This is a genomic window from Frondihabitans australicus, from assembly GCF_003634555.1.
Classification (GTDB): domain Bacteria; phylum Actinomycetota; class Actinomycetes; order Actinomycetales; family Microbacteriaceae; genus Frondihabitans; species Frondihabitans australicus.
In genome coordinates this window covers 3,036,311-3,048,576 of sequence record NZ_RBKS01000001.1, presented here as the reverse complement: position 1 = coordinate 3,048,576, position 12,266 = coordinate 3,036,311, and the positions used below count along the sequence as shown (strand labels likewise).

Annotated in this window: 13 protein-coding genes; 6 read left to right on the top strand and 7 right to left on the bottom strand. The window is 71.0% G+C overall.

Going from position 1 to position 12,266, the window contains the following annotated elements:
* The first annotated feature begins 106 nt into the window (after positions 1-106).
* Together C8E83_RS14480 and C8E83_RS14475 are read left to right on the top strand one after the other, a co-directional pair.
* Complete coding sequence (locus C8E83_RS14480) at positions 107-985, top strand: helix-turn-helix transcriptional regulator (protein ID WP_121370544.1); 879 nt, start codon at positions 107-109, stop codon at positions 983-985.
* A gap of 79 nt (positions 986-1,064) precedes the next feature.
* Positions 1,065-2,177: a Fic family protein gene (locus tag C8E83_RS14475; protein WP_121370543.1), complete on the top strand. Its 1,113-nt coding sequence runs from the start codon at positions 1,065-1,067 to the stop codon at positions 2,175-2,177.
* Positions 2,178-2,244: 67 nt separating this feature from the next.
* On the opposite strand, the gene C8E83_RS14470 is transcribed toward C8E83_RS14475, so the two are convergent.
* On the bottom strand, positions 2,245-3,477 hold the full coding sequence (locus C8E83_RS14470; protein WP_425454770.1) for an MFS transporter: 1,233 nt from the start codon (positions 3,475-3,477) through the stop codon (positions 2,245-2,247).
* Positions 3,478-3,567: 90 nt separating this feature from the next.
* Here C8E83_RS14470 and C8E83_RS14465 point away from each other — a divergent pair, with 90 nt between their 5' ends.
* Positions 3,568-4,248: a GntR family transcriptional regulator gene (locus tag C8E83_RS14465; protein ID WP_121370542.1), complete on the top strand. Its 681-nt coding sequence runs from the start codon at positions 3,568-3,570 to the stop codon at positions 4,246-4,248.
* 124 nt (positions 4,249-4,372) lie between these two features.
* Here the strand turns inward: C8E83_RS14465 and C8E83_RS14460 are convergent, their stop codons facing one another.
* From C8E83_RS14460 to C8E83_RS14440, 5 genes are all read right to left on the bottom strand, one after another.
* Entirely contained in the window at positions 4,373-5,236 is an 864-nt protein-coding gene (locus tag C8E83_RS14460; RefSeq protein WP_121370541.1) for an Ig-like domain-containing protein, read from the bottom strand.
* Positions 5,237-5,425: 189 nt separating this feature from the next.
* On the bottom strand, positions 5,426-6,274 hold the full coding sequence (locus C8E83_RS14455; RefSeq protein ID WP_121370540.1) for an Ig-like domain-containing protein: 849 nt from the start codon (positions 6,272-6,274) through the stop codon (positions 5,426-5,428).
* A 119-nt stretch (positions 6,275-6,393) separates the two neighbouring features.
* A complete protein-coding gene (locus C8E83_RS14450) occupies positions 6,394-6,822 on the bottom strand; it encodes a hypothetical protein (RefSeq protein ID WP_121370539.1) in 429 nt (142 codons plus the stop codon).
* Positions 6,823-6,833: 11 nt separating this feature from the next.
* Entirely contained in the window at positions 6,834-8,006 is a 1,173-nt protein-coding gene (locus tag C8E83_RS14445) for a PspC domain-containing protein (protein WP_121370538.1), read from the bottom strand.
* A gap of 137 nt (positions 8,007-8,143) precedes the next feature.
* Entirely contained in the window at positions 8,144-9,004 is an 861-nt protein-coding gene (locus C8E83_RS14440; RefSeq protein ID WP_147430188.1) for an Ig-like domain-containing protein, read from the bottom strand.
* Positions 9,005-9,198: 194 nt separating this feature from the next.
* Between C8E83_RS14440 and C8E83_RS14435 the strand changes: the two genes are divergently transcribed.
* From C8E83_RS14435 to C8E83_RS14425, 3 genes are read left to right on the top strand one after another with little or no spacing between them, the layout of a single operon-like run.
* Positions 9,199-10,464: an ATP-binding protein gene (locus tag C8E83_RS14435; RefSeq protein WP_245981691.1), complete on the top strand. Its 1,266-nt coding sequence runs from the start codon at positions 9,199-9,201 to the stop codon at positions 10,462-10,464.
* Positions 10,461-11,117 carry a LuxR C-terminal-related transcriptional regulator gene (locus tag C8E83_RS14430; RefSeq protein WP_121370535.1) on the top strand — a complete coding sequence of 219 codons (657 nt, stop codon included), beginning with the start codon at positions 10,461-10,463 and terminating at the stop codon, positions 11,115-11,117. Before C8E83_RS14435 ends, C8E83_RS14430 begins: the two co-directional genes overlap by 4 nt.
* Positions 11,090-11,902 carry an SDR family NAD(P)-dependent oxidoreductase gene (locus C8E83_RS14425; protein ID WP_245981689.1) on the top strand — a complete coding sequence of 271 codons (813 nt, stop codon included), beginning with the start codon at positions 11,090-11,092 and terminating at the stop codon, positions 11,900-11,902. The genes C8E83_RS14430 and C8E83_RS14425 overlap by 28 nt, the downstream gene beginning before the upstream one ends.
* Positions 11,903-12,013: 111 nt before the next feature.
* Here the strand turns inward: C8E83_RS14425 and C8E83_RS14420 are convergent, their stop codons facing one another.
* A complete protein-coding gene (locus C8E83_RS14420) occupies positions 12,014-12,262 on the bottom strand; it encodes a hypothetical protein (protein ID WP_121370534.1) in 249 nt (82 codons plus the stop codon).
* Positions 12,263-12,266 lie beyond the last annotated feature (4 nt).

Here is a 12,266-nt window from a genome sequence, read left to right as displayed (position 1 = left end):
TCGCAGACGTCAGCACAGCACCGCGGTGTCTGCGCGACGAGGCCCGCCGGGGGCACGTACTCGCAGGGCACCCCCGTCGCTGCGGCCGCGCGGTAGCGTCGCAGCCGTGGACGCCGACAGCGTGCGAGACGAGATCCGCGACTTCCTCACGTCGCGACGGGGCCGGATCAGCCCGAGTGACGTCGGCCTGCGCTCGTTCGGGCCTCGGCAGGTCCAGGGCCTGCGCCGCGAGGAGGTCGCGACCCTCGCCGGCGTGAGCGTCGAGTACTACGCCCGCATCGAGCGCGGCGCGCTCGCCGGAGTCTCGGAGGGGGTGCTCGTCGCGCTGGCGGGCGCGCTCCGCCTCGACGACGCCGAGCGCGAGCACCTGCACGACCTCGCCCGGGCTGCTGCGGCGACTCAGGGTCTGCCTCGGCGGTCTCCGGCGCGCTCGCCGTCGCTGCTCCGCCCGGGTGTCGTCTGGCTGCTCGACGCGATGACGGGCGCCGCCGCGCTCGCCGTGAACAGCCGCCAGGACGTCCTGCACGCCAACGCCCTGGGGCGAGCCCTGTTCGCCCCGTTGTTCGAGGGCGCAGGATCCGGAGGCCCTGCCTTCCCGAACGTCGCTCGCTTCACCTACCTCGACTCGGCCGCACGCGAGTTCTACCTCGACTGGCCTCGCATGGCCCGCGAGTGCGCGGCGGCCCTCCGCGGGCACGCCGGCCGCGATCCGTTCGACCCCGGCATCGCGTCGCTCGTGGGCGAGCTCACCACGCGCTCGCCGGAGTTCGCCGCGGTGTGGGCGTCGCACGACGTGCGCTTCCATCGCGACGTCGAGAAGTCGCTGCATCACCCGATCGTCGGCGACCTGACGCTGCGATACGAGCAGCTCGAGGTCGCGGGCGAGGCGGGTGTGCACGTGTTCGCGTACACGGCGGAGCCGGGGTCGTCTTCCGCTGCGGCGCTTGCGCGCCTCGCCGATTCCGTTCGCACCGCGAGTCGCTGAACGTGTCAACGATTTTGCCGGGTTTGCGATACATGTAAAAAAATGGCGTGTTTTTTGACAGATCTACTACAATCGCGGAATGTCTTGGAATCCGGGCGTTCCCTTCAACGACCTGCCTGACCTTCCGCCCCGCTTCGACGTGGAGACACGAGACGTCCTGAAAGCCACCATCGAAGCGCGGGCGGCGCTGGCGGCTCTGGATCGGGCGGCAGCGGGGATGCCCAACCCCACCGTCCTGATCAACGCCATCCCTCTCCTCGAGGCGCAGGCCAGCTCGGAGATCGAGAACATCGTCACGACCACCGACGAACTGTTCAGATTCGCCGCCGACGAGGCCCGCGCGTCAGATCCGGCAACGCGCGAGGCGCTGCGCTACCGGACGGCCCTGCGCGACGGGTTCGTCACCGTTGCGGAGCGGCCACTCACGGCGTCGACGGCTGTCCGCGTCTGCTCGACCATCAAGTCTCGTGACATGCATGTCCGCAAGAACCCGGGCACGTTCATCGGCAATCCGACGACGCAGGAGGCCGTGTACACGCCACCGGCAGGGGAGGCCCTCCTGCTCGAGAAGCTCGCCAACTGGGAGTCCTTCATCCACTCCGACGATGATCTCGACCCGCTGGTGCGGATGGCGATTGCCCACTATCAGTTCGAGGCCATCCATCCGTTCGACGATGGCAACGGGCGCACGGGGAGGATCCTCAACATCTTGATGCTCGTAGAGGCAGGGTTACTCGCGCAGCCGATCCTCTATCTGTCGCGGTATATCATTCGCCACAAGGCGACCTACTACGCGCTCTTGGGGCGGGTCACTTCGGGCGGAGCATGGATCGAGTGGGTTCTGTTCATGTTGGAAGCAACACGTCAGACCGCGATCTCGACCCTGCGAAAGATCGACAGCATCCGCGATCTGCAGGTCGAGTTGCACGAGACGATCCGTGCCACCATCCGTGGCGGCGTCAACGCCGACCTCCTCGCCCTGCTCTTCGAGCAGCCCTACTGCCGCATCGGCACAGTCGTCGAACGGTGCGGTGTCTCTCGCCCGACCGCCACTGGGTGGCTGAACGCACTGGTGGAGGCGGGCGTCTTGACCGACGTGCGGCGAGGGCGTGACCGGCTGTTCGTGAACGGTCGATTCCTGGAGCTTCTGGTGCGCGACGAACCAGACGCTTCGACCGGGGCTCGCGTCTGACGCCGCGGAGTTCCATGCGATCTCGTGCGCGCCTTCGGGTGAGCCGGATGGAATCGGGCAACACGAGTCACTCGTCGACGACGTCGCGCCGCGGCACGAGCGGAATCGCGAGCACGGGCGTGAGTGCCACGAGCGCGAACGACAGCGGGTAGCCGACCGCGGCGATCAGGGCGCCGACGCCGGGCCCGACCGCCGAGGCGGCGACGAACTGTCCCGTGTTCTGGATTCCGAGCGCGCGACCCGACCAGCGCGTGCCCGCCGCCTCGGCGACCGACGTGAACGCCAGCCCGTTGTCGGCCACGCTGATCGTCGTAGCCACGATGAACGCGGCGGCGGCCGCACCCGACCAGGGCGTGTCGGCGAGCAGACCGAGAACGCCCATGCAGACCGCCCCGGCCACGGCGACGAGACGCAGGAGCCCGACACGGCTGTCGAACCGGTCGCTGGTCGATCCGATCACGATCCGGCCCATCGCTCCGACGAACTGCGACCCGGCGATCACGGCGCCCGCCGCCCCGGCGGACCAGCCGTAGCCCGAGATCAGCCAGACCAGGCCGAACGTCGAGAGGGTGAACTGCGGGATCACGAGCAACACCGACACCGCGTGGATTCGGGCGAGGAACCAGCTGCGGCGGTAGGGGTTCGGGTGGGCGGGTGTGCTCGCGGCTCCTGCGCCCGGGGCCTGCCGCTCGCCGTGCGGGGCCGACGGCCGCGGCGGGTTCACGATGAACAGCGCGCACAGCCCGGCGAGCACGAGGTTGAGCGCCACGGGCAGCGCCAGAGCACCGGCGATGCCGAACCGCGAGGCCAAGGGAGGGATCGCGATCGCGGCGATCGTGACGCCGATCGGCTGCGAGATCTGCCGGATTCCCATGGCGAGCCCGCGGCGATTCTTCGGGAACCAGCCCACCACGACGCGTCCGCTGGCCGCATTCGTGCTCGCCGCCGACGCCCCGCCGAGCACGAACAGCGCCGCCAGCAGACCGAAGTGCGTCGTCGTCATGGCCAGCCCGGCGAAGACCGTCGTGAGGGCGAGGCCGAGCGCGATCACCCAGCGCTCACCCCAGCGGTCGGCCATCGCGCCCCAGGCGACGAGCATCAGCACCATGCCGAACGTCGGCGCCGACGCGAGCAGGCCGGCCCGCGCCAGCGGCACGCCCTGGTCGACGTGCAGCAGCGGGATTAGGAACGCCGGCGTCGACACCAGCACCGTGCCCGAGGCCTGCGCGAGCACGCCGAGGCCGAGCATGCCCCAGGCTCTCGTCGGGGTCTCGGTCGGCGAAGCGGTCGCGGTCGTCACGGCGGTCCTGTCATGGTCGGTGGGCTCTGGTGTCCCGTTGTGGGATACCATCAACGTATACCAACCGCTGACGAGATCCGAGGGCGCAGGATGACCGACACATCGCCGTACGACACCCTTCGCGGCGCGATCCTCTCCCTCGACCTCGTCCCCGGCGAACGCCTGAGCGAGCGCGGCCTCGAGAGCGTCGTCTCGGCGTCGCGGACCCCGATCCGCGCCGCGCTCCTGCGCCTCGAGGCCGACGGGCTGGTGCAGCGCGTCGAGCGCGGCTGGCGCGTGGCGCCGATCGATCTCACCGAGATCCGGGCGCTCGCCGAATACCGCGAGGCGGTCGAGACCGCGGCCGTGCGTCTCTCGGCGACGCGGGCGAGCGACGACGAGCTGCTCGGGCTAAGGGCAGTGGCCTTGGAGCTCGAGGTGCTCGGCGACCATGCGGCTCTCGACCCCCTGGAAACCGGGGTGCGCGCAGGATCGGAGTTCCACGTGGTGCTCGCCCGCCTGTCGGGCAACCCCTTCCTCGGGGCCGCGATCGCCGACGTGATGACCCGTCTCACCCGCACGCGATACCTCGAGGTGCGCACCCCGGCCTCCCGCGCCGCTGCTCGCGACGAGCACGCGGCGATCGTCGATGCACTGCTCGCCCGCGACGGGGTGCTCGCCGCCTCGCGCGTCGCCGCGCACATCCGTGGCACGTCGGCGCGACTGCTGGACTTCCTCGGCGAGGAGCGGCGGCGGTTGCGCGGCCGCGGGTTCGCGATCGTCGAGTCGTAGGAGCGTCTCCTCCAGGGCGGGCGACTCGGTGAACGCACGACGCCCCGCAGACTCGTGGTCTGCGGGGCGTCGCGTGGTGCATGCTGCGGCTTGGTGCCGCAATGGGTACTGCTCGGCCTGGCTATCAGGCCATGCGGCGGCGGAGCAGGAACGCGCCGGCGCCAAGGAGGGCGGCGAGGCCGGCGCCGCCGGCGATGGCCGCGTTGATGACCGGCAGGTCGGCGGCGTCGACAGTGGTCTCGGGCGAGGTTTCGCCGTTCAGCGACTGGCTGATGGTGAGGGCCGAGGCGCCGTCGGAGAGGTCGGTGCCGAGGTCGACCGACCAGGAGCCGTCGGCGGCCACGGTGGTGGTGCCGATGATGTCGCCGGCGGCGTTCTTCACGTTGATGGTGGCGCCGGGGGTGCCGTTGCCGCTGAGGACGGTCGAGCCGGACGAGTTGTCGGCCTTGTTGAACGTCGGGGCGGCCATCGTGACCTTAACGCGGAGGGCGGCCGAGGCTGAGAAGGTGTCGGTCGTCGTCGAGCTCGTGAGGTTGAGCGTCGACGCGGCGCCGGTGTAGGCGCCGGGGGTCGCGTCTGCCGCAACCGTGACCTTCGGCGCGAAGAGGAAGCGCCCGTTGGCGGGCCACGCGACGTTCGAGTTGGGAACGGACACGGAGCAGGTCAGCGTCTTGCCCGCCGCGCCGGTCGAGCACGAGGTCAGAGTCAGGGCGTTGCCGGTGGACAGGTCGCCGTAATGCGTGGTCACGGTCTGCTGGGCGGGGAAGGTCGTGTTGGCCGGAGCGTTGAAGGTGATCTGGCCGCCGTTCTCGATGTTGTAGAAGGCGGTGGCGGCGTTGGTGAAGCTCCAGACGAGGTCGTCGCTCTGACCCTGGGCGATCGGGACCTGGACGACGTTCTCGGCCGCGTTGGCAGCGGTGGGCAGGAGGGCGATGCCGGCGACGGCGACGGTGGCGCCGAGGACGGCGGCCTTGGTGAGCTTTCGCATGTGTGAAAGATGCTTTCTGGTTGGGGAGATCGACCCGAAACACAGTGGACCGGGTTAGGGCGGGGTCGCCCAGGATCAATATCTAGTGTTACAGACAAAATATGAGATGTAAAGCACGCGGGAAGCGAGTGCGAACGGCGGACGCCCCGCAGACGTGTGGTCTGCGGGGCGTCGCGGTGGTGCGGGGTGTTACGCCATGCGGCGGCGGAGGAGGAAGGCTCCGGCGCCGAGGAGGGCGGCGAGGCCGGCGCCGCCGGCGATGGCCGGGTTGATGACGGGCAGCGCGGCGCCGTCGATCATGGTGGCGGGCGAGGTCTGGCCGTTCATGGCCTGGGTGACGGCGAGGTCTTCGGGGCTCTGCGACATGTCGGAGCCCATGTCGACCGACCATGACCCGTCGGCGGCGACCGTGGTGGTGCCGATGACCGCGCCGGCCGGGTTCTTGATCTGGATCGTCGCGCCGGCGACACCGGTGCCGCTGATCACGGTCGACCCGCTCGCGTTCGACACGTTGTCGACCGCCGGAGCCGCCAGTGCGGCTGCCTCGCCCACGGTGATCGACGAGTTGCCCTTCGCGGCGGTCACGACGGCGCCCGAGGTGTCCCTGTAGGCGAAGGATGCCGCGCTGCCCGGGTAAACACCCGGGGCAGTTCCGGGATTGACGGTCGCAGTGGGAGTGACCGTGATGACATCACCGGCCGCGAGGGTGAGTGCGGGAGCAGTGCAGGTAAGAAGGAAGGCGTACCTGTTTGGTGCGCAGTTGGTCATGTCCGAGACTCGGGTGCCGTTGATGTAGAGCGGAACGGAGCTCTGCGCCGGCATGGTCACGACGTTGGCCAGATTGATATCGACTTGAAAGGACGTATCCGTCGTTCCGGCGACGGGAGCCGTCGTCGTCCAGGTCACGAGGCCGGTCTCGCCGGGAGCAATCGACGCGGTGACGTTCGAGGGGGCCGCGTTGGCGGCAGCGGGGAAGAGGGCGATGCCGGCGGCGGCGACGGTGGCGCCGAGGACGGCGGCCTTGGTGAGCTTGCGCATGTCTGAAAGATGCTTTCTGGTGGAGGGTGATCGACCCGAAACGCAGCGGACCGGGCTGGGGCGGGTTGCCCACGATCTGCATCCAGTGTGACACGCAAAATATCAACCTGCAATAATATTCATAAAGATCGGCGTGACGCGCGGTTCGCGGCGGCCACGACACCCAGTACGAGCAGCAGGGCGCCGAGCGCCGCGATGCCCAGCAGCGTCGAGCCCGACGGCCCGAGGCCGGTCACCCAGTCGGCGTAGGCGGCGCGGTTGGCCGCATTCGACAGCACGCTCATCACGACGACGCCGAAGGCCGCGAACAGGGCGCCCCAGACGACGGCGGCCCAGCGGGTGCGGGGTCGAGGGGCGAGAGGGGCAGGAGCCGGCGGAGTGTCGGCCTGCTCCTGCGCCCGGATGGTCTCGGGCGTGGGCTCTGCCGGAGACGCGGCGAAGAGCGGCTCGGTCGGAGACGCGAGGGGCAGCGTGGGGTGGTCGAGCGGCTCGGTCGGCGAGCTCGGGGTCGAGCCGAGGGGGAGCGTGGGCTGGTCGTCGTCGGACATGTTCGGGCCTTTCATCGGAAGACGAGGGAGAACGGGTAGGTGAGCAGGGAGTACGGCGACGGGATCGACGGCGAGGCCAGCAGCCCGACCGTGATGACGGTGAGCACGATCGCGACGAAGGCGAGGAATCCGCTCCGGCGCCGCGAGAGGCCCGCGACGATCATCGAGACGCCGATCACGACGGTGGCCGCCGCGAACCCGTAGACGGCCTGGAACTCGTGCAGCGACGCGTCGCCCCACGAGACCGCTGCCGCGATGGCGCCGACGATCAGGGCTACTCCGAGCGAGGCGGCGACGTAGGCACCGCTCGTCCGCGGCGAGGCCAGGCGTCGCAGGCGCGCCTTCTCGAGCGCGTCGGCCTGCCACTTCGCCGCCTCGGCCGACTGCGCCCGGCGCTGTTCGCGGCGCTGCTCGGCGCGCGCGGCCTCCTCGACCTTCCACGAGTCGTACCGGGTGCGCCACTCGGCCTGCCGGGCGCGCCAGTCGGCGACGTCGGCCGGGGCTGGTCCGTTCGGGCCGGTGGGCGCGGCGCCGGGCACGAAGCCGCTGGGCGCAGGATCCGCAGCCGTACTCGTGGCAGCCCCCGCTCCACCGGCGCCGTCCTCCGGGGCGGCCGACGCCGACGTACCGTAGCCTCCGGGCCCTGCACCCGCCCACGGCGACGGCCCCCAGCCGCCCCTGCCGCCCGCGCGCCTGGACAGCCAGACGACGAGGGCGACGATCGCGGCGATGACGAGGACGCTCCAGAACACCTTGCCGAGCGACACGGCCCAGCTCGCGGCGCTGCCGAACGGCCACGCGGCCGCCCACCACACGCCCTGCGCGATCGGCAGGAAGGCGAGCAGCACGAAGATCGCAACACCCGCGGCGGCGGCGTCGAACACGCCGCCGATCAGGCGTTCGAGGTGGATGGTGCCCTGGGTGTCGGGCAGCAGGAGCCAGGCGAGGGCGTAGAGGAGGAACGCCGGGCCTCCAAGGAGCGCGACGACGACGGCGATGCCGCGCACGATGATGGGGTCGATGCCGAGGCGGGCGGCGATGCCGCCGCAGACGCCGCCGATCCAGGCGTCGCCGCGCTGGAGGCCGAGGCGGCGCACCCAGTCGAAGAAGCCTTGACCGGGGGCGGGGCGGGGACGCGACGTGGCGTCGTCTCCCGCGGCGGAGGTCGTGGTGTGATCTGACATGCTCCGATCGTGGTCTCACCGCTCCTGCGCCGCCATCGGGGATCACCCTGAGCGCACCCTGGTCTCGGGGCTCGCAAGGACGCGGAACGCCCCGCCTGCAGGTGCAGACGGGGCGTTCGGTGCGTGTGGCGTCGTTGTCAGGCCATGCGACGGCGGAGCAGGAAGGCACCCGCGCCGAGGAGGGTCGCCAGGCCGGCGCCGCCGGCGATCGCCGAGTTGATGACCGGGAGGTCTGCGCCGGCGAAGGTCGCCTCAGGCGAGGTCTCGCCATTGAGCGACTGCGTGACGGTGAGGTCGCCGCTCCCGTTGGAGAAGTCGGCGCCGAGGTCGACCGACCAGCTGCCGTCGGACCCAACGGTCGCAGCGCCGATGGTGTTGCCACTGGCGTCCTTCACGGCGATGGTTGCGCCGGGGGTGCCGCTGCCCTTCAGGACGGTCGTATCGCCCGAGTTGTCCACACTGCTGAACTGCGGCGCAGCCATCGTGACCTTGACGCGGAGACCCGCTGAGGCGGTGATGCTGCCGTTGCTTCCGGTCAGGTTGAGCGTGGCGGAGGAGGAGGTATAGGCGCCCGGGGCTGCGTTCGCGGCGACGGTGACCTTCGGGGTGGCGATGAACGTGCCGTTGGTTCCCCAACTGATGTTCGTGAGTCCGTTCATGTTGACGTCGCAGGTGAGGGTCTTGCCGGCGTTCGAGACGGTGCAGCCCGTGTAGTGCATGGCGTTGCCGGTGCCCACGGTGCCGAAGTAGGAGGGGACGGTCGTTTGGCCGGGGAATGTGGTGCCCGTCGGAGCGGAGAACGCGATGGTGCTGCCGTCTCGCAGATTATTCACAGCTGCGCCGGTGTTCGTGAACGACCACACGAGGTCGCCGGTGGCGCCCTGCGCGAGGGGAACCTGGACGACGTTCTCGGCCGCGTTGGCCGCGGTGGGGAGCAGGGCGATGCCAGCGACGGCGACGGTGGCGCCGAGCACGGCGGCCCTAGTGAGCTTTCGCATAGAGGTTGGTGCTTTCTGTGGGGTGATCGACCCGGAACGTAATGAGCCGGGTCTGCGGACTGTCCGCATTCGACATGTACTATTTCACGTGAGATATCAATTGACAAAAGCAGTCAGCCAGGGAAACCCTGAGCGCACCCTGGTCTCGGGCCCTGAGCCTCCGGGAGGCGGGCTCGCTGTGGTGTGATGCTCTGGTGAGCACGACGACACGCGACGCAGGCGGGCGCCCCGAGGCGCGACGCCTGACGCGCCCCCGCGACTGCGCCGTGAGCGGCGTGAGCGTGAGCGTCGCCGAGCACCTGCGCTGGCCGGTGAGCGTCGTGCGCTGGACCTTCGTGCTGCTCAACCTCGCGTCGGGCGCCGGCGTGCTGCTCTATCTCTGGCTCTGGGCGATGACGCCGCTGCGCGGAACGACGGAGGCCGACGGGCCGGTCCGTCGTCGAGTGGCCGTGCCGCTGCTCCTGGCCTGGACGGCCGCGGCGATCGCGCTGTTCTCGGGTGCCGCGGTCCTGGCGTTCGGCGCCGTCGGCACGCTCGCGGTCACCGTGCCGTTGACCGTCGCGCTCGCGCTCGGGGCCGTCGGGTGGAGCCGGTTCGTCGAGCCGCCGAACGGTGCCGCGGCCGTCGGCGGTGCGCTCGCCGTTCGGATCTCTGTCGGCGCGGGGCTGGTGCTGCTCGGCTTCCTGCTGGCGGTGACGTCGCTGAGTCCGGGCGCGGGATGGCTGTGGCTCCTCGTGATCCTGGTCTCCCTGGGGGTCGCCGCCGTGGCCGTCGGGCCGGAGGTGCTGATCCTGCGCCGTCAGCTCTCGACGCAGCGCATCGACCGGGTGCGCACCGAGCAGCGGGCCGAGATCGCCGCGCACCTGCACGACTCGGTGCTGCAGACCCTCGCCCTCATCCAGAACCGGGCGGGTGCGTCGAGCGAGGTGGCCCGCATCGCACGTGCCCAGGAGCGCGAGCTGCGCGACTGGCTCTACGCCGGCTCCTCCGCACCCGAGCGTGACGTCGCGTCCGAGATCCGCGACACCGCGGCCGCCCTCGAGCTCGACCACTCGGTGCGCATCGACGTCGTCGTGGTCGGCATGGCGCAGGAGCCGGGGCAGGGCGCTGCCGAGCTGGTCGCCGCCGCCCGCGAGGCCATGCTCAACGCCGCCCGCCACGCCGGGGGCGACGTGTCGGTCTACGTGGAGGCGACCTCGGCGGCGATCGACGTCTTCGTCCGCGACCGCGGGCCGGGATTCGACGTCAACGAAGTGCCCGACGACCGGCTCGGCGTGCGCGAGTCGATACTGGGACGCATGAAGAGAGCGGGCGGCACGGCGACGGTGCGGCGAGGGGCCGGCGGTGTCGGCACGGAGGTGCACCTGCATCTCGATCTGGCCGTGATCCCGGCTGCCGGGCCCGGTGGCTCCGCGGGCTCGCCGTCGTCCGCGCCCGACCCGACCGGAGGTGCCGCATGACCGAGGCCATCACCGTCGTGATCGTCGACGACCACTCGATCTTCCGCTCCGGCCTCCGCGCCGACCTCGACGAGACACTCGCGGTCGTCGGCGAGGCGGCGTCCGTCGACGAAGCCGTCGAGGTCATCGTCGAGACGCAACCCGGGGTCGTCCTGCTCGACGTCCACCTCCCCGGCGGCGCCGGCGGAGGCGGCGCGGAGGTCCTCCGCCGGGCCGCGCCGCAGTGCCCGGGCACGCGCTTTCTCGCGCTCAGCGTCTCGGACTCCGCCGAGGACGTCGTCGGCGTGATCCGCGCGGGTGCCCGCGGCTACATCACGAAAGGCTCCTCAGGAGCCGAGGTCAGCCGGGCGGTGCACGCCGTGGCCGACGGCGACGCCGTGTTCTCGCCGCGCCTCGCGGGATTCGTGCTCGACGCCTTCGGCACCGCCGCGGGCGAGCAGGCTGAGGCGAGCGACGAGCTCGACCGGCTGTCCGCTCGCGAGCGCGAGGTCATGCGCCTCATCGCCCGCGGGTTCGCCTACAAGGAGGTCGCGGCCGAGCTCTTCATCTCGGTGAAGACGGTCGAGACCCACGTGTCGAGCGTCCTGCGGAAGCTGCAGCTGTCATCGCGCCACGAGCTCACGGCGTGGGCGCTCGAGCGGCGGCTCCTGTGACCGCGGTGTCGGTGCGCGCGCACCTCGAATCGCTCTTCTCTCTGGAGGGCCGAACCGCGATCGTCACCGGCGGCAGCTCCGGCATCGGTCTGGCGATCGCGACCAGCCTCGCGCTCGCCGGGGCGACGACGGCTCTCGTCGCCCGCGAAGAGACTCGACTCGACGACGCCGTTCGACAGATCCGGGCGGCAGGAGCCGAGGCCGTCGCGGTGCCCGGCGACCTCTCGTCGCGTGACGGCGCTCGTGCGGCGGCGGAAGCGGCCGTCCTCGCCGTCGGAGAGCCCGACATCCTGGTCAATTCGGCCGGAATCAACCTCCGCCCACCCCTCGACGAGCTGGACGACGACGTCTGGGACGCCACGATGGGCGTGAACCTCGAGGCGCCGTTCGTGCTCGGTCAGCGGTTCGGCCCCGCCATGGCGTCGCGCGGATTCGGCCGCATCATCTCGATCTCGTCGCAGCAGGCGCACCGCGCGTTCGTTCAGAGCGGCGCGTACGGGGTGTCGAAGGCGGGCCTCGAAGGGCTCGCGCGCTCGCAGGCGGAGGCGTGGGGGGAGCGCGGGGTGACGAGCAACGTGCTCGTGCCGGGGTTCGTGCTCACGGCGCTGAACCGGCGGCTGGCGTCGGATCCCGAGCGGGTCGAGGCGCTCGCAGCGCGAACCGTCGTCGGGCGCAACGGGGTCGCGGACGACTTCGCCGGAGTGGCCGTGTGGCTCGCCAGCACATCGGCGGCCTACGTGACGGGGCAGTCGATCGCCGTCGACGGCGGGTTCTCGGTGCACTGAGGCTCGGCGGCGGGACGGGCTGCCCGTACGGGGCGGCGTGCCGGTGCCGTGCGGGCGGTTCGGCGGGGCGGCGGGAGGCTGTCGTGCGGGTGTCGCCGGCTCCTGCGCCCGTCAGGTCGGGCAGGTGAGGCGTGCTCGGGCCCCGGGCAGCGAGCGGTCGATGTCGTGCGTGGCGAGTGGGGTGCCGCAGATCGGGCAGAGCGGGTCGGCAGGAGCGCGGTAGGGCTCTTCGGGGTGGCCCGCGCCGAGCGACGCGGGGCCGGCGAGCGGGTAGAGCGCCCGGTTGATACGTGCCCAGAAACCCCGCTGCCCGTCGAAGGGTGTCGCCGCTCGCTGCCGTCTCGAAATTCGTTCGTACACGAAT

Excerpts from the sequence above, each read along its gene's own strand:
- C8E83_RS14475 (WP_121370543.1), top strand. The coding sequence starts at position 1,065 with ATGTCTTGGAATCCGGGCGTTCCCTTCAACGACCTGCCTGACCTTCCG.
- C8E83_RS14465 (WP_121370542.1), top strand. The coding sequence starts at position 3,568 with ATGACCGACACATCGCCGTACGACACCCTTCGCGGCGCGATCCTCTCC.
- C8E83_RS14460 (WP_121370541.1), bottom strand. The coding sequence starts at position 5,236 with ATGCGAAAGCTCACCAAGGCCGCCGTCCTCGGCGCCACCGTCGCCGTC.
- C8E83_RS14455 (WP_121370540.1), bottom strand. The coding sequence starts at position 6,274 with ATGCGCAAGCTCACCAAGGCCGCCGTCCTCGGCGCCACCGTCGCCGCC.
- C8E83_RS14450 (WP_121370539.1), bottom strand. The coding sequence starts at position 6,822 with ATGTCCGACGACGACCAGCCCACGCTCCCCCTCGGCTCGACCCCGAGC.
- C8E83_RS14445 (WP_121370538.1), bottom strand. The coding sequence starts at position 8,006 with ATGTCAGATCACACCACGACCTCCGCCGCGGGAGACGACGCCACGTCG.
- C8E83_RS14440 (WP_147430188.1), bottom strand. The coding sequence starts at position 9,004 with ATGCGAAAGCTCACTAGGGCCGCCGTGCTCGGCGCCACCGTCGCCGTC.
- C8E83_RS14430 (WP_121370535.1), top strand. The coding sequence starts at position 10,461 with ATGACCGAGGCCATCACCGTCGTGATCGTCGACGACCACTCGATCTTC.